The sequence below is a fragment of the Streptococcus mitis genome (assembly GCF_047464035.1).
GTDB lineage: Bacteria > Bacillota > Bacilli > Lactobacillales > Streptococcaceae > Streptococcus > Streptococcus mitis_DX.
Genome location: NZ_JASHCQ010000034.1, coordinates 1 through 14,996 on the forward strand (window position 1 = coordinate 1; position 14,996 = coordinate 14,996).

Consider the following 14,996-nt stretch of genomic DNA (forward strand, 5'->3'; position numbering starts at 1 on the left):
GGTTTTCGGAACTTTGAAAACTTCAAAAAACGGATTTTTATCGCTCTCAACATCAAAAAAGAAAGGACGAAATTTGTCCTTTCTCGAGCTTAGCTTTTCTTCAACCCACTACAGTTGACAAAGAGCCTTTCTTTTGTCCTCATTCTTAAGTTAAATTATTAAAATCCCAGATTTGGTCCATCCAACCTTCATAAAAGTCTGGTTCGTGACAGACCATAAGGATAGATCCTTTGTATTCTTTAAGAGCGCGTTTGAGTTCATCCTTGGCATCCACATCCAAGTGGTTGGTCGGCTCGTCCAGCACTAAAACATTGTTTTCACGATTCATCAAGAGACAGAAACGAACCTTGGCTTGTTCCCCACCTGACAAGACCTGAATTTGGCTTTCAATATGCTTGGTTGTCAAACCACAACGGGCAAGGGCTGCACGAACTTCTGCTTGGTTGAGTGCAGGAAAGGCATTCCAGACAGCTTCAAGTGGTGTTTGACGATTGCCACCTTCTACTTCCTGTTCAAAGTAACCAAGTTCTAGGTAATCACCTCGTTCAACTTCCCCAGCAATTGGCGGAATAATCCCCAAGAGACTCTTCAAGAGAGTTGTTTTCCCGATACCATTAGCACCGATAATGGCAACCTTTTGATTGCGCTCAAAGGTAAGATTTAAAGGCTTAGTCAGAGGACGGTCGTAACCAATCTGCAAATCCTTGGCTTGGAAGATAAAGCGCCCTGGTGTACGGGCCGGTTTGAAATCAAAGGATGGTTTTGGTTTCTCACTTTGGAGTTCGATAATATCCATCTTATCCAATTTCTTCTGACGAGACATGGCCATGTTTCGTGTTGCAACACGCGCTTTGTTCCGAGCAACAAAGTCCTTGAGGTCGGCAATCTCTTTCTGCTGACGTTCGTAGGCCGCCTCCAGCTGGGATTTCTTCATGGCATAGACTTCTTGGAACTGGTAGTAGTCACCAGAGTAACGCGTCAGCTGTTGATTTTCCACATGATAGACAATATTAATCACATCGTTCAGGAATGGAATATCGTGTGAAATGAGGACAAAGGCATTCTCATAGTTTTGGAGATAGCGCTTAAGCCAGTCAATATGCTCAGCATCCAAGTAGTTGGTCGGCTCGTCCAACAGCAAGATATCAGGCTTCTCAAGGAGAAGTTTAGCCAAAAGCACCTTGGTTCTTTGCCCACCTGACAAAGAGGTTACATCCGTATCCATGCCAAAGTCCATGACACCAAGGGCACGCGCTACTTCATCAATCTTAGCATCCAAAGTATAGAAATCACGACTCTCTAAACGGTCTTGAAGTTCTCCCACTTCTTCCATGAGAGCATCAACATCCGCACCCCGTCTTCAGCCATTTCCATATAAAGGTCATTGATACGAGCTTCTGCTTTAAACAGCTCATCAAAGGCTGTACGGAGAACATCACGCACCGACTGTCCTTCTTCCAAGACAGAATGTTGGTCTAAGTATCCAGCAGTCACATATTTGGACCACTCAACCTTCCCTTCATCTGGCAACATCTTACCAGTCACGATGCTCATAAAAGTTGATTTTCCTTCACCATTAGCACCGACCAGACCGATATGTTCTCCTTTGAGAAGACGGAAGGAAACATCTTCAAAAATTGCACGGTCACCAAAACCGTGACTCAAATTTTTAACTTCTAAAATACTCATTTTAATTCCTTATCTTGTTTTTATGTAATTGTTTATATAGGAACCAAGCCAGATAGCCACCCAAGGTATTGGTCCACAAATCATCAATTTCAAAGACGCGATTAAAATCAAAGAAAAAGTCCAAGACTAACTGCGTACACTCGATTCCAAGGCTCACTAGAAAACTAAAAAGTAGCACCTTTTTTGTTTTCCGCAAGTTTGGAAGGAGATAAAGGAGTTGGAACACCAAAGGAAAAAGCAAGAAGACATTGAGGATATTTTGTAAAAAAATCCAAGATAATTGTCCCACATCACTCACTTGGCCCAGTTTCCAGAGAGAATTGAAAGGAGTCAAAAGAAAAACCAGGCGTCCAAGATGCTGAATACCTGGAGTTTCCACTCCCACGGGAGAATGTCCTTGAGGAATAAAGCAAAAATAGACAATGCAAATGCTATAGAAAATGACTCCCCATACTAAAATATGATTATAAGTTTTCTTCATCATTAAGGATTGACTGCTGCGACTGCTTTCTGGCGGTCACGTTTCATTGTGTTAGAGCGCAATTGTCCACAAGCTGCATCAATATCTGTACCATGTTCTTGACGAACCACACAGTTGACCCCCTTTTTCTTAAGCGTATCATAGAAAGCCATCACGCGCTCTTTAGGACTACGGCTATATTGGTCATGCTCACTAACTGGGTTGTAAGGAATCAAGTTTACATAAGACAATTTCTTAATATTCTTGAGCAATTCAGCTAACTCAAGGGCCTGTTCAACACCGTCATTGACTTCATTGAGCATGATGTATTCAAAGGTCACACGACGGTTTGTTGTTTCGATATAATACTCAATAGCAGCAAAGAGTTTTTCAATCGGAAAGGCACGGTTAATCTTCATGATGCTTGAACGCAATTCATTGTTAGGTGCGTGAAGGGAAACTGCAAGATTGACCTGTACGCCTTCATTAGCAAAGTCACGAATTTTATGGGCCAAACCTGAGGTTGAAACCGTAATATGACGAGCACCGATGGCCATTCCCTTGTCATCGTTGATAGTACGAACGAAATTCAAGACATTGTTGTAGTTATCAAAGGGCTCACCAATTCCCATGACAACGATATGGCTGACGCGTTCATCCTGACCACGCTCATCAAAGTATTTCTGAACCAGCATGATTTGCGCTACGATTTCACCGTTATTGAGGTCACGTTGTTTCTTAATCAAACCAGAAGCACAGAAGGTACAACCGATATTACATCCGACCTGAGTCGTCACACAGACAGATAAACCGTAGTGTTGACGCATGAGTACTGTCTCAATCAACATACCATCTGGCAATTCAAAAAGATATTTAACTGTCCCATCAGCAGACTCTTGAACGATACGTTGTTTCAAGGGATTGACCACAAACTGGTCATTAAGCTTAGCAATCAAATCCTTAGAAAGGTTGGTCATTTCTTCAAATGACTGGACACGTTTACGGTAAAGCCATTCCCAGATTTGGTCTGCACGGAATTTCTTTTCTCCCTGCTCCAAAACCCATTCCTGCATGGTTTGACGTGTTAAACTATAAATTGACGGTTTCATTTCTTCTCCTTATTCTCTACTCACTTCTGACGAATGACAAAATGACGTTGTCCCTTGTCCTCTTTCTGAGAATGCTGGTCTTTCTGACGACGTCTATTTTTCTTATCTGAATTCGGTTTTCGTTTGGTTTGAGTCGGCTTCTTTCCTTTTCTAGAAGGTGTTTCTTCTTCCTTCTTACGCATTTTCTTGTCAAATGATGCTCGCTTAGGGGCTTCATTTTCTAGGACAAAATAGGCACAACCATAACTACAATACTCTAAAAGGTAGTCTTGTAAACGACTGATTTTTTCAAGTTTTTCTTCTGTTCGGTCATCCTTATAAAAACCTCGTAGGCGAAGCTGTTCGTTGCTCCAGTCTCCCACGATATAATCAAACTTGGTTAAGACTTCTGAAAAACGCTGATTAAAAGTCGTCACATCAAAGGCTTCCTTGATATTTTCCACCAAGGAAAAAGCTATCCCTTCCGTTTCGACCTTGTCCCCATGTAAATGGAACTCAGGACCAGGAAACTTGTTATAGTTGTATAATTCAGGTGCAATTTCTTTTCGCATAGATATCCTTTTTCCACGATTACTTAATACTTTATTCTACCATAATTTCTAGCAGTTAGCACGTTTCTCATAAAAATGAAAAAAGTCTGACGATTTTGTCAGACCAGAATAATATAACCTTAAAAAGAGAAGAACAATTCTTCCCTCCAACTATCATTATTTAGCAGCTGCGTACAATTCATCTACTTTGTTCCAGTTGATTACTGAGAAGAAAGCTTTGATGTAGTCAGGACGCACGTTGCGGTATTTCACATAGTAAGCATGTTCCCAAACGTCCAAGCCCAAGATTGGTTTTTTACCTTCTGAGATTGGTGTGTCTTGGTTCGCTGTTGAAGTCACTTCAAGCTTCCCTTCTTTGTTGACAACCAACCATGCCCAGCCAGAACCAAAACGAGTTGTTGCTGCTGCAGTGAAGGCTGCTTGGAATTCTTCAAATGAACCAAATGTTGCATCGATTGCTGCTGCAAGTTCTGCTGAAGGAGCTGTTTTCTCAGGAGTCATCAATTCCCAGAAAAGAGCGTGGTTCAAGTGTCCACCACCGTTGTTGATAAGTGCTTGACGGATATCAGCTGGAATAGATTCTACATCAGCAAGCAAGGCTTCAAGGTCTTCACCGATTTCAGGGTGTTTTTCTAGAGCTGCATTAGCATTGTTGACATAAGTTTGATGGTGTTTGTCATGGTGCAAGTGCATTGTTTCCGCATCGATGTATGGTTCCAAAGCGTCGTATGCATATGGAAGATCTGGTAAGATAATAGCCATCTGTAATACCTCTTTTTCTTTCTATATGAAAATGATAACGCAAACATTCACTTTTTTCAAGTTTTTTGCTTCTTATAGATGAAGAAATCACTGAAATACTTTCTAATAATACTCTTCGAAAATCTCTTCAAACCGCGTCAACGTCGCCTTGCCGTAGATATGTTACTGACTTCGTCAGTCTTATCTACAACCTCAAAACAGTGTTTTGAGCTGACTTCGTCAGTCTTATCTACAACCTCAAAACAGTGTTTTGAGCTGACTTCGTCAGTCTTATCTACAACCTCAAAACAGTGTTTTGAGCTGACTTCGTCAGTCTTATCTACAACCTCAAAGCAGTGCTTTGAGCAACCTGCGGCTAGTTTCCTAGTTTGCTCTTTGATTTTCATTGAGTATAAAATAAGCAAATCACTAAGAAACCCACGACAAGATAATCCTGACGCGGGTTGTAGTTTCAAAAAAATATCAATTTACCTGACTAGCAATCTGTAAGAGTGCCTTTTCAAAAAGGAAACTCTTTTCATAAAGACCTGTCTTAATCTGATAGTCTGTCTCAATCAAATAAGAAATAGCTTGCTTCAAAAAGCTCAAAGAAAGTCCTCTTGAATCTCTCAGCGCAAACTTGATTTGATAGGGATTGGGATTGCGTCCCAGAAAACTTCCTAGACTACTTGCAATCTGCGATTCTGTTTGACCAGACTCCGCCAAAATTTTCACTTGGATAAAGGTTCGAAATTGTCCCAGCATGACTGCAATCAGTTTGATTTCATCTTCACCTTGCAAGGTCAAGTCTCTAACCAAATCACGCGCCTGGTCCATCTTTTTAGTCAGAATAAACTGAGTTAAATCAAAAATATTGTCCTGCAAGGTCTTGGGAATTGCGTTAACAATATCCTCTTCCTCGATAACAGAGTCTTCCTTATAGGACTGTAAAAAGAGGAGATTTTTCTGGATTTCGCTAAATTGAAAACCCGACTTGATGAGGAGATTTTCAAAAGAATGATTAGCAAACTGCAGACCTTGTTTCTGGCTCCACTTTTGGAAATACTGGCGCAATTCTTGTTCTTTGGCTTCTACTGCATCAAAAACCTTTGCATCACGCTTCAATAATTTAACCAACCGTCTTTTACTATCCAGCTTTCCTTCTGCAAAGATTAACAACTTGGTTGTTGGTGAAGGATTGTCAAGGTATTCCTCAAATGACTTGAGCTCATCATCTGTCAAAAAGCGTTTCTTAGCTGTTGTGATATCGACAAAATGGTCTAGTATCACGATTTTCTCATCCGCAAAGAAAGGAAGGCTGACCAACTCCAGTTCCACATCCTTGTAAACTACTTCTTTCATATCAAAGTAGGCAAAGTTGAGGTCAGCAGAATCATAGCCAATCTGTTTCAATACTTGACTCTTCATCACTTCAAACTGACCCTGATCTGTCCCTGTAAATAGGCTCAGACTAGGTAAATTTGATAAAGTCAATTTCTGACTTTCTTCAATGGCTAGCATCTTCTCTCCTTTCTTCTGATTTTTTAATGAGTTTAATCAATATAGCGCAATTTCCCACGAAAATCTTCTAGGCTTTCGTACCCTTTTTCCGCCATGATTGCTTTCAGTTCATTGGTAATACGATCAAAAGCACTGACGCCTTCTTTGTGAAGTGTGGTTCCCACCTGCACCATACTCGCTCCACAGAGGATATGTTCAAAGGCATCACGACCAGTCAAAACTCCACCTGTTCCGATGATTTGGATTTGAGGATTGAGACGTTGGTAGAAGGCGTGAACATTAGCTAAAGCAGTTGGTTTAATATACTCCCCACCAATGCCCCCAAAACCATTTTTAGGACGGATAACGACCGACTCATCTTCTATATAAAGGCCGTTTCCGATAGAGTTGACGCAGTTGACAAACTTAAGAGGATACTTATTGAAAATAGCTGCCGCTTGGTCAAAGTGGACAATATCAAAATATGGTGGTAATTTAATTCCAAGAGGTTTGGTGAAGTAGGCAAATACCTCTGCCAAAATCCGGTCTGTTGTCTCAAAATCATAGGCAATCTGAGGTTTACCTGGAACATTTGGACAGGAGAGGTTTAGCTCAGTCAGACCACGAAACTCACTCTCTTGGACTTTTTTCAAGATAGTATGGGTTTCCTCTGGAGACATGCCGACTAGAGATAAGAAGAAAGTCCGGTTCGGCTCTTTTTCCTGCAGATCCAAAAGATAGTCCAAATAATAATCTAAGCCATTATTCGGTAATCCCATAGAGTTGATAGAACCAAGTGGAACATCTTGATAGCGTGGTTCAGGATTTCCCTGACGAAAGTCCAAGGTCGCTGTCTTGGTCACAAAAGTTCCTGCCGCTGAGTTTTTAACCCCTTCCAGCTCCTCTATCGTCATACAAGCCACACCTGCTGCATTCATCAAACAATTGTCAAACTCAAAACCAGAAATTTGCGTTTTCGTTGATACCATGATTCTGATCCTCCAGATTCCTTTTATTGCTAATATTATACCATATTTTCAGCTTTTCTCTTCAAGAAAGTCATTTATAAGAAAAACGTTCGTTTTTTATCCACTTTCTAAAATTTCCAATTTCAAACAACCCCAAAAATCAAATTGAAAGAATTTTTAGAAAATTTTTGTTTTTCTCTTTACAGCTTAAAAAAATTCTGCTATAATGACTCACATAATTAAATTAGAATTTAAGGAGAACGATATGTCATCTGCTAAAGAATATATCCAAAGCGTGTTTGAAACTGTAAAAGCTCGTAACGGGCACGAGGCTGAATTCCTCCAAGCTGTTGAAGAATTTTTCAACACTTTAGAACCTGTATTTGAAAAACACCCTGAGTATATCGAAGAAAATATCTTGGCACGTATTACTGAGCCTGAGCGCGTGATTTCTTTCCGTGTTCCTTGGGTTGACCGTGATGGAAAAGTTCAAGTAAACCGCGGCTACCGTGTTCAATTCAACTCAGCTGTTGGACCATATAAAGGCGGACTTCGTTTCCACCCAACTGTAAACCAAGGGATTTTGAAATTCCTCGGATTTGAACAAATCTTTAAAAACGTCTTGACTGGACTTCCTATCGGTGGAGGTAAAGGTGGATCAGACTTCGATCCTAAAGGTAAAACAGATGCTGAAGTGATGCGCTTCTGCCAAAGCTTCATGACTGAATTGCAAAAACACATCGGACCATCACTTGACGTACCTGCTGGTGATATCGGTGTAGGTGGACGCGAAATTGGTTACCTTTACGGTCAATACAAACGTCTTAACCAATTTGATGCTGGTGTCTTGACTGGTAAACCTCTTGGGTTTGGTGGTAGCTTGATTCGTCCAGAAGCAACTGGTTACGGTTTGGTTTACTACACTGAAGAAATGCTCAAAGCTAACGGTAATAGCTTTGCTGGTAAGAAAGTGGTCATTTCAGGTTCTGGTAACGTTGCTCAATACGCGCTTCAAAAAGCAACTGAACTTGGTGCAACTGTTATCTCTGTATCTGACTCAAATGGTTATGTCATCGATGAAAATGGTATCGACTTCGATCTATTGGTTGATGTTAAAGAAAAACGTCGCGCTCGTTTGACTGAGTATGCTGCTGAAAAAGCAACTGCAACATATCACGAAGGTTCTGTATGGACTTACGCTGGAAACTATGACATTGCGCTTCCATGTGCGACTCAAAACGAAATCAACGGTGAAGCAGCTAAACGCTTAGTTGCTCAAGGCATTATCTGTGTATCTGAAGGTGCCAACATGCCAAGCGACCTTGATGCCATCAAAGTTTACAAAGAAAATGGTATTTTCTACGGACCTGCCAAAGCTGCCAATGCCGGTGGTGTAGCCGTTTCAGCCCTTGAAATGAGCCAAAACAGTCTTCGCCTTTCATGGACTCGTGAAGAAGTTGATGGACGTCTCAAAGACATCATGACAAACATCTTCAATACAGCTAAAACAACTTCAGAAACATATGGTCTTGATAAAGACTACCTTGCAGGAGCTAACATTGCTGCCTTTGAAAATGTAGCAAACGCTATGATTGCACAAGGTATTGTTTAAGACTCATTTGCTTAATCCTCAATCGCTTTGATTGGGGATTTTTATGTTGAATTAAAAAGTTGGAAAATTACTTACTCGCCCCCTTTCTTGCCCCTTTTAGAACAAAAAGAAAAACCGCTACTCCTAAGAATAGCGGTTTAATCATGTTTTTAAGCTACTAATGTAGTCGCTCTATTATTTGGCGTTTTTTCTTTTAAAGACTTTTTGCCCAGTTTAGCTTCTTAAGAAAGCCAAATGATATTCTCCATTCAATTTAACTGCTACTTGCTCGTGGATAGACTGGTTTTCTAAGGAACAAATTTCTCCATATTTCCAACTTTCACGCTCCCCTGATAATCTAGTGACTGACTTCACTTGATTATCTAAGTTAGCAACTGTAGCACTAAGCTCTTCTTTTGGAATAATTTCTTCAGTAATTGTAAATAATTGTTCCCCTATCTTCAACTCTCTGGCTTCTTGCTCATTGATAGCAAATCCTCCTACTAAGCGAACATTAAATAAGTCAGAAACTTTTAGAAGTTCTTCTTTAGAAATATTATCAAGTAGTTTACATTTATAGAAAGTACTATCAATTTTTATGGCAAATTCTCTATTCTTGGTTTGATATAAATCACTAATCTCCAACAAATCATTCTTTATTTCATTATTGGAATCATCGTAAGATATTTCATAAGTATCATCATGATTGCTTACTTTACTTTCAATATCTTCATATGAAATTAATTGATTAGTTACACCATAATGCTCTCCTTTATAATCGAATCGATTATAACTTGAGTCGAGAAATTTAACATCAAACTTCTCATATGTACATCCAGCCAATCCAAGTAAACTTAAGAAAAAAATTACGGAAAGATAGATCTTTTTGAATTTCATAGTTCTCCTCCTAATTTTCTATAGTTAAATTATCAAAAATCAATAACGCCTCTCTCCAATATGTCTTTACAGACCTATTTTGGATATGAAGTAAAGTCAAAACAATTCCCAAACTTCCATCGAAAAATTAAACACTTCCTTCATTTCCATCAGAATATATAATTAAACACCTTTTCTGCTCACAATTACTAAATTAGCGACAAACAATAATACAACATAAAAAATTAAAGCCAATAAATAGGTTGTGCTTCTAAAATTATTTTCTAAAATTATATTAACTGGTAAAATTACTGGAATCCAAAAAACATTAAGAAAAACTTTATTTGTTGCAAATAATATAAATAAACTTTCTACAACGGCTAAAAATAAATTTCCACCTTTCGCAATAAACAATGTCAATAGCATGTGGAAATGATTTAGAAATATTAGTAATAACCAACTAACTATTCCTACGTAAAAATAATATGAAAAGTGTTCTAACTCTATACCTACAACTACCCATAAAGGAATAGTGAGTAAAGATAATAGTAAATCTAACACAAAAAGTTTCGCTCCCCATATACTGGATATATTTCTCCCACTCTTAATATTCTGATAATTATTAGCATTGCTTTCTTGTTCAGATACTAATAAAGTGATTATCGTAGTTATCATACAATAGCCTAACATGGGTAAAAAGATAATATTTTCCAATACAATTGTGTTATTTACAGATAATATGTAAATTGGAATTGTCAATAGTTGTATAGTAGACAAAATCAAAATAATGTATAGTTGATACGAACCTTTAAATTTAATCATTTCACTTTTTAGCAATTGGATCATTACTTAACCTCCAATTTAACATTAACAAAGAAACAATAAATAGAATCAATGATAGAAATACGGTAAATACTACCATTTTAACGTCTGTTACATGATTTGTTAAATCTAAATCTCCTGACGGTTTTATATACATAAGACTATAAGCAATTTTATAATGATATGTAAAAGGAAAGAAGAACCAAAAGCTACTTTGAGCGATAAAAGGTGCAACCAAAAAACAAATCAAGGAGTTAATAGATACTAAGATATAGGGGTTGATCCGTTTCGAAAATAGATACAAGAGTGGCAATACCCATATGGATGTTATCGAAATAAGTACTAAACAAATTAAGTCACCAATTATATTCAATGATATTAAGTCGCCATACAAAAAATTACTTGTAAATAATAATATAGCTAAAAACCATACGTTCGAAATGAGTAAATCTTTTAATTTTAAAAGTATCTTTACGATATATATTTTTATGCTATCATTTCGAAAGTATATATTCTGGAAGTTTCCTGCAGCTTCTTCTGCTTTATAATCATATAAAAATAACAATCCAATAAGCGTGTACAAAAAGACGGCTTCCCACCAATATATTGAAAAACTTTCTAGAATACTCGGTCCAACAAGTAATACAGCTATTAAAATCGACAATCCAGGAGCTATTATCAAGAATTTTTTGGATGTATTTTTTCGCTGTTTTAACCATTCTGATTTAAATATTTTTATCATATTGCGTCACCTCCATGAACAATTCTTATAAATAAAGATTCTAAATCATCACTTTGAACATTCGAACCATCGTAAAAAATTTGACCATCATGTAAAATAACAACTTTATCTGCCACTTTACTAACTTCATACAGTTGATGGCTAGATAAAAGAATTGTCATTCCTGATTTCTTTAAAGAAATCATTAAATTCAACAATTCCTTTATACCATCTGGATCCAATCCATTGGTAGGTTCATCTAAAATGAGCAAATCTGGACTAGTAATTATTGCCATACCTAATCCCAAACGTTGTTTCATACCTAAAGAAAAGCTCCCTGCTTTTTTCTTTCCCGTATTAGATAGCCCAATCAAGTTTAATACTTCATTAATTCGTTCGTCAGAAATGTCATATAACAATGCTCTTGTTTTTAAGTTATCATAAGCAGATAAGTTCATGTAGATAGCTGGAGTTTCAATAAGCGCTCCAATCTCATATATACCCGCATTTTTTTTCCCATTAAAAATAACCGTACCACTATCAGCATTTTCAAGACCAAAAATAATCTTCATAATTGTTGATTTTCCTGCACCATTAATACCTAATAATCCACAAATACTCCCCTCTTTTATTTCAAAAGAAATATTTTTCAGTACTTCTCTATCCTTATATGATTTTCTAAGTTTTTGAACTTGTATATTCATAACTATAATTCCTCCTTGTTTTATACTTGTATGTTATACTTTATTTTTCAAAATTTGTTCAGAATTTCCAATTTTACAAAATTAAAAAAATAGACAGTCCTCAATTTAGAAAACCATCTATTTTTATACATAACTATTATATGGAAGCTATCTAATATATCCTTACAGAATTATTTTTTAATAAGCAACGTCACTTGAGCGCCACCTCTATCTGGATTTGATAAAAACAATTCTCCTAAATGTCTAGTTGCAACTTGTTTAGCAAATGCTAACCCTAAACCATAGTGCTTATTATTCCTACCTTTATTCTCAGTATAAAATAACTTATCTGCATTTAATAAGGACTGTTCAGTAAAAGGCAGACCATTATTCCACACTACAAAATTAATATACTCTGTTTCCTCAATGATAGTAAGCGTAACTTTTTTTTCTCCAGAACTATATCTTGCTGCATTTGCTAAAATGTTAATTAATGCCCGATTTAAATTAAAGCGATTTCCCTTAAAAAATATTAATTTTGTAGTATTAATAATTTTGAAATCAACCTTTGCATTATTCATTACAGATTTCGCCTCTACTGACAGATCACTTAAAAAATCAGATAAATATATCTGTTCCCCATAATCTTTATCTTCAATTAGTAATCTTGAATAATCAATCATTGAACTAAAGTATCTTTCAAAAATCACTATACTGTTATTCATTGACTGAGTATATTCCTTCTGTTGATCAGTCAGGTAAGTTAATTCAAGCAACTCTAAATTTCCCTTTAGTACTGTTAAAGGAGTTTTTACATCATGAGCTAATGCACCAACTTGAAAAGATAAATCTTCCTTCTCCCTTCTTTCTGATTTGAGTAAATTAGTTAACTCGTCGTCCTTTTGATATAATACAGAGAGAATTTCATCGAACTCTTGTATTGGAGCGGGAATGTTTTTTTCTTTAAATGTTAACTGCCCCATGTTTAAAGCTTTTTTTTGTATAAGTAGAAAATTTTTTGAAAATTCTTTTATTAATCTTGTAAGTGACCAAATGAGTAAAATCGTTTCGAAAACGAAGAAAAATAAATAAGAAAATAGATTAAATGAAATGTGACGCAAATTCGGATTAACAAACTCAGGTATCATGGGTTGCCTGACAGTAAGTACAATCTCTGAATTAGCATAATACCCATAATACACCTCACTATTACTTACAGATTCATTTTTAGCAAAAACTTCTCGATAGGCAGGCAAATCCTTTTTTTGATAATTACCCTCTTCAATTGTACCTGTCTTGCGATTAAATACAACATAGTCAAATATAGAGTTATTCATTGCTTGAACTACATCACTTAAATTGCTGGTATCACTCACTGAAATTTCAATTTTAGAGTCGTATACATTTAATTGTCCTGTAAAAACAAGTAAATAAGTAAATATAAAAAATAAAAGTATACTCAGTAACGTACCTGTTACTAGTTCTAAAACAGTCCTTATTATACGTCCTCTAATTGTACTATTCTTCTTAATCATGCCACTTGTATCCCATACCTCTAACTGTTTTTATAGGATTAATTCCATAGGATGAGAATTTTAATCTTATTTGATAGATATACTCAGATATTGAACGAAAGAGGGTTTCAGCATCATCATCATAAACGTTTTCATATATATCTTGTACAGTAAAAATTTTTCTTGGATTGCTAGATAATAGCTCTATGATATCATATTCCCTACTTGTAAAGGCAAGACTATCTCCATTAATACAAACAATTTTTTCTTGTAAATAAATCGTTATTGGAGATAATTCTCGAACAATTTGATTACTTAATTCACCTTGTTTGTATCGTTCTTCTCGTTTGAGATTTGCAGCAACTTTAGCAATTAATTGATTGATGCTGAAAGGTTTTGTAATATAGTCATCTCCTCCTAAATTCAATCCTGATACTATATCATCTTCGGTGTCTTTTGCACTAACAAAAATAATAGGGGAGCTTACTTTATTTCTAATCTGCTTACAAATTTGCATACCATCTATATTAGGCATCATTACATCTAATAAAATCAAATCAAATCCTTTGAAATTATTAATATTGATTGGTACGGTGACTTCTTGATACGTCGTTACCTGATAGTTTTTCATCTCTAAAATAGTTCGCATCAGTTTCAAAATTTCAAAATCGTCATCTACAACTAATATCTTATACATTCTATCACCTCAAAATATTTTAGAGAACTATCTGCAAAGCTCCGTATTCTTGACAAAGAATAGTCTCAATACATCAATTTGTAATTGTTCTTTATTTTTTAAATTATATTTTTAAAAAATAGTACAAATCTATTTTACACTATCTTGAACAAAATTCGTAATATTTAATAATCTAATTTGAGTGCCGTCAATGCCATTACATATCCAGCAGGAGTATCTATAACTTTCCCATCTATATGTGAATAATCCTTCCCCTTAAGTTCTCCAAGGTAATGTTCCAATGATTCTTGATTATTTACCATCACCTACTGAAGAAACAATTATTGAACATTGACATTTGAGATTATATCAGAGAAAATTCAGATTTTATTCAGAGAAAAAATCTTCTTTACACTACTAGTGAAATTCAAATTTAAGAAAGAATCAATTTCTAAAATTTTTCATGTTCTAAAAAACGGAATAATTTTTGAACTTGTTAAGATTATTTTCTATTCCTTCTTCCACTTATATCCTGTCCAGCATGCTAAAGCAAGTAAAACTAAATTAAAGATGATAAAGAAATGTGACCTTTTCAACTTTTCTTTTCAAGATAGGTTGAGTATTCCTATCCTCCTCATTCTCAAAAAGAATTTTAGGTAATTTATAATACCGTTCTGAAGTTTGGTATTGATTTGCGGTAATTCGTTTCATAGCGCTCCTCCTAGTTCTTTGAGTATTAAATCTCCACTTGATTCCAATCGAACCAAGCCACTTTTTTCTAATTCAGCCATACGAGAGATGGCTTCAACAATATCAATACCCATTTCACGTACTAAAAATGAAATGACAATATAGCGTGATGATTGTAATTCTTTTGTCATTTTCCCTCCTGAAAATAAAAAAAGGAGAACAATATTCAATTGTTCTCCACGATAAATTTGTTAAAAAGAAAAACCCTGCCAAATTAATTTGGCTCTATAATATTTGTAGTGGGTAACCCCCTATAGATATTATAGAGCCGATTTTTGTGTAGAAAAAAAGTCCCATAAGATCTATAATGAAAAGCGATCAAACAACTCATTAGAAAGATTCATA

Annotated in this window: 14 protein-coding genes and 2 pseudogenes; 1 reads left to right on the forward strand and 15 read right to left on the reverse strand. The window is 36.0% G+C overall.

The window, feature by feature from the left end; translation table 11 throughout:
- Window positions 1-145: 145 nt before the first annotated feature.
- The 7 genes and pseudogenes from QM818_RS08400 to QM818_RS08430 form a co-directional block, all read right to left on the reverse strand.
- Window positions 146-1,689, reverse strand: a pseudogene (locus QM818_RS08400) (ABC-F family ATP-binding cassette domain-containing protein).
- Between the two features lies 1 nt (window position 1,690).
- The gene (locus QM818_RS08405; protein ID WP_414300156.1) at window positions 1,691-2,173 is read right to left on the reverse strand and encodes a VanZ family protein; all 483 of its coding nucleotides are present in this window, start codon (window positions 2,171-2,173) and stop codon (window positions 1,691-1,693) included.
- Window positions 2,173-3,258 (reverse strand): dual-specificity RNA methyltransferase RlmN, encoded by a 1,086-nt coding sequence (gene rlmN, locus QM818_RS08410; protein WP_000804762.1) that lies wholly within the window; start codon window positions 3,256-3,258, stop codon window positions 2,173-2,175. The genes QM818_RS08405 and rlmN overlap by 1 nt, the downstream gene beginning before the upstream one ends.
- Window positions 3,259-3,278: 20 nt before the next feature.
- Window positions 3,279-3,809, reverse strand: a complete 531-nt coding sequence (locus tag QM818_RS08415) for a YutD family protein (protein ID WP_001224355.1) — start codon at window positions 3,807-3,809, stop codon at window positions 3,279-3,281.
- Between the two features lie 156 nt (window positions 3,810-3,965).
- On the reverse strand, window positions 3,966-4,571 hold the full coding sequence (sodA, locus tag QM818_RS08420) for a superoxide dismutase SodA (RefSeq protein ID WP_000974733.1): 606 nt from the start codon (window positions 4,569-4,571) through the stop codon (window positions 3,966-3,968).
- A gap of 462 nt (window positions 4,572-5,033) precedes the next feature.
- Window positions 5,034-6,071, reverse strand: a complete 1,038-nt coding sequence (gene holA, locus QM818_RS08425) for a DNA polymerase III subunit delta (RefSeq protein WP_261081413.1) — start codon at window positions 6,069-6,071, stop codon at window positions 5,034-5,036.
- Between the two features lie 32 nt (window positions 6,072-6,103).
- The gene (locus tag QM818_RS08430; RefSeq protein WP_261081412.1) at window positions 6,104-7,039 is read right to left on the reverse strand and encodes a dihydroorotate oxidase; all 936 of its coding nucleotides are present in this window, start codon (window positions 7,037-7,039) and stop codon (window positions 6,104-6,106) included.
- A gap of 244 nt (window positions 7,040-7,283) precedes the next feature.
- Here QM818_RS08430 and gdhA point away from each other — a divergent pair, with 244 nt between their 5' ends.
- Window positions 7,284-8,630 (forward strand): NADP-specific glutamate dehydrogenase, encoded by a 1,347-nt coding sequence (gdhA, locus tag QM818_RS08435; protein ID WP_414300157.1) that lies wholly within the window; start codon window positions 7,284-7,286, stop codon window positions 8,628-8,630.
- A 213-nt stretch (window positions 8,631-8,843) separates the two neighbouring features.
- Here gdhA and QM818_RS08440 read toward each other — a convergent pair whose 3' ends face one another.
- From QM818_RS08440 to QM818_RS08475, 8 genes and pseudogenes are all read right to left on the reverse strand, one after another.
- Window positions 8,844-9,506, reverse strand: coding sequence for a NisI/SpaI family lantibiotic immunity lipoprotein (locus QM818_RS08440; protein ID WP_084954402.1), 663 nt, complete (start codon window positions 9,504-9,506; stop codon window positions 8,844-8,846).
- A 162-nt stretch (window positions 9,507-9,668) separates the two neighbouring features.
- Window positions 9,669-10,331 (reverse strand): ABC-2 family transporter permease, encoded by a 663-nt coding sequence (locus QM818_RS08445; protein ID WP_084954401.1) that lies wholly within the window; start codon window positions 10,329-10,331, stop codon window positions 9,669-9,671.
- Entirely contained in the window at window positions 10,309-11,049 is a 741-nt protein-coding gene (locus QM818_RS08450) for a lantibiotic immunity ABC transporter MutE/EpiE family permease subunit (RefSeq protein WP_000590350.1), read from the reverse strand. The genes QM818_RS08445 and QM818_RS08450 overlap by 23 nt, the downstream gene beginning before the upstream one ends.
- A complete protein-coding gene (locus tag QM818_RS08455; protein WP_001025883.1) occupies window positions 11,046-11,732 on the reverse strand; it encodes an ABC transporter ATP-binding protein in 687 nt (228 codons plus the stop codon). The genes QM818_RS08450 and QM818_RS08455 overlap by 4 nt, the downstream gene beginning before the upstream one ends.
- A 170-nt stretch (window positions 11,733-11,902) precedes the next feature.
- Complete coding sequence (locus QM818_RS08460; protein ID WP_261081411.1) at window positions 11,903-13,246, reverse strand: sensor histidine kinase; 1,344 nt, start codon at window positions 13,244-13,246, stop codon at window positions 11,903-11,905.
- On the reverse strand, window positions 13,239-13,922 hold the full coding sequence (locus tag QM818_RS08465) for a response regulator transcription factor (protein ID WP_000276748.1): 684 nt from the start codon (window positions 13,920-13,922) through the stop codon (window positions 13,239-13,241). Before QM818_RS08465 ends, QM818_RS08460 begins: the two co-directional genes overlap by 8 nt.
- A 612-nt stretch (window positions 13,923-14,534) precedes the next feature.
- Window positions 14,535-14,612 (reverse strand): annotated as a pseudogene (locus QM818_RS08470) (replication initiator protein A); the annotation flags it as partial.
- On the reverse strand, window positions 14,609-14,782 hold the full coding sequence (locus QM818_RS08475; protein WP_261078171.1) for a hypothetical protein: 174 nt from the start codon (window positions 14,780-14,782) through the stop codon (window positions 14,609-14,611). The gene QM818_RS08475 and the pseudogene QM818_RS08470, both read right to left, overlap by 4 nt.
- Between the last annotated feature and the right edge of the window lie 214 nt (window positions 14,783-14,996).

What these genes read in the sequence shown, in the direction of transcription:
- QM818_RS08415 (WP_001224355.1), bottom strand. Translation starts at nt 3,809, where the DNA reads ATGCGAAAAGAAATTGCACCTGAATTATACAACTATAACAAGTTTCCT.
- QM818_RS08430 (WP_261081412.1), bottom strand. Translation starts at nt 7,039, where the DNA reads ATGGTATCAACGAAAACGCAAATTTCTGGTTTTGAGTTTGACAATTGT.
- QM818_RS08405 (WP_414300156.1), bottom strand. Translation starts at nt 2,173, where the DNA reads ATGATGAAGAAAACTTATAATCATATTTTAGTATGGGGAGTCATTTTC.
- sodA (WP_000974733.1), bottom strand. Translation starts at nt 4,571, where the DNA reads ATGGCTATTATCTTACCAGATCTTCCATATGCATACGACGCTTTGGAA.
- QM818_RS08450 (WP_000590350.1), bottom strand. Translation starts at nt 11,049, where the DNA reads ATGATAAAAATATTTAAATCAGAATGGTTAAAACAGCGAAAAAATACA.
- QM818_RS08455 (WP_001025883.1), bottom strand. Translation starts at nt 11,732, where the DNA reads ATGAATATACAAGTTCAAAAACTTAGAAAATCATATAAGGATAGAGAA.
- rlmN (WP_000804762.1), bottom strand. Translation starts at nt 3,258, where the DNA reads ATGAAACCGTCAATTTATAGTTTAACACGTCAAACCATGCAGGAATGG.
- holA (WP_261081413.1), bottom strand. Translation starts at nt 6,071, where the DNA reads ATGCTAGCCATTGAAGAAAGTCAGAAATTGACTTTATCAAATTTACCT.
- QM818_RS08445 (WP_084954401.1), bottom strand. Translation starts at nt 10,331, where the DNA reads ATGATCCAATTGCTAAAAAGTGAAATGATTAAATTTAAAGGTTCGTAT.
- QM818_RS08475 (WP_261078171.1), bottom strand. Translation starts at nt 14,782, where the DNA reads ATGACAAAAGAATTACAATCATCACGCTATATTGTCATTTCATTTTTA.
- QM818_RS08465 (WP_000276748.1), bottom strand. Translation starts at nt 13,922, where the DNA reads ATGTATAAGATATTAGTTGTAGATGACGATTTTGAAATTTTGAAACTG.
- gdhA (WP_414300157.1), top strand. Translation starts at nt 7,284, where the DNA reads ATGTCATCTGCTAAAGAATATATCCAAAGCGTGTTTGAAACTGTAAAA.
- QM818_RS08460 (WP_261081411.1), bottom strand. Translation starts at nt 13,246, where the DNA reads ATGATTAAGAAGAATAGTACAATTAGAGGACGTATAATAAGGACTGTT.
- QM818_RS08440 (WP_084954402.1), bottom strand. Translation starts at nt 9,506, where the DNA reads ATGAAATTCAAAAAGATCTATCTTTCCGTAATTTTTTTCTTAAGTTTA.